At 67.7% G+C, this 875-nt stretch carries 1 protein-coding gene; it reads right to left on the bottom strand.

Features of this window, described 5'->3' with window-relative positions; translation table 11 throughout:
* Positions 1-22 precede the first annotated feature (22 nt).
* On the bottom strand, positions 23-875 hold an 853-nt coding region (locus ACYVKA_RS13530; RefSeq protein WP_460706194.1), incomplete at its 5' end, for an ISL3 family transposase.

Below are 875 nucleotides of genomic sequence, written 5' to 3'. Positions count from 1 at the left end.
ATGACCCTGTTGTGACGGGTATTCACGCTACGGTTTTCGCGGCGCTGGTGAGCAGGATACGGGTCCGGTAGTTCTCGGCGTTTCGGAAGCCGCGGCCAGTGCGTTTGATGTTCTTGATGCCGGTATTCGCGGCCTCGACTCGAGCGGTGGTCGCGCCGGTGACGATGAGGACCTCGATCGCGTCCCACCAGGTCACGACGGTGTCGTAGAGCTTCGTGGCCTCGGGCATGTTCGCGATCTGGGCGAAGTAGCCCATCCGCATCCGTTCGTCCCAGGCCTGGGCGAGGGTGTCGGTGGCCAGCAGGCGTCGGAGCTGCTCCTTGATGCCCCAGGCGGCGGAGAGCTCGTCGGTGGGGTCATCGGTGCGGAACACCGTTTCCAGCCGGTCCCAGGCCCTCGGGCTCAGAGTGTCAGCGCCGCGTAGCAACAGCATCCGGTGGGCCCAGGCCGGGTCGTCCTTGCGGCCCCGATGACCGCGATGGGTGCGGGCCAGGCGCTGCCTGACGGTGGTGACCATGTCGTTCCCGAGCTTGACCAGGTGGAACTTGTCGACCGAGACCGCGGCGCGAGGCAGCCAGGTCCGCAGGGCCTTGCGGAACGCGGCCGAGGGATCGATGGCGACGATCTCGATCCGCTCCCGCCACTGCTCAGAGCGCTGAGCGAGCCAATCCCCGACGGCCCTGGAGTCCCGGCCGTCGACGATGCCGAGGACCTGTCCGGTGTCCAGGTCGACCAGGGTCGTCATCCAGGGCTCGAACCGTCTCCAAGCGCCTTCGTTGGTGCGGAACCAGCGCACTGACCGGTAGCGGTGCTCATCGACCCCCAGACGCCTGACCCGCACGTCGTCGACGTCAGGCAGGACCACTCCGGCGGCG

The organism is Luteococcus sediminum, from assembly GCF_054783495.1.
The sequence above is the reverse complement of the archived record's forward strand: the minus strand, read 5'-3'. Positions and strand labels throughout refer to the sequence as shown.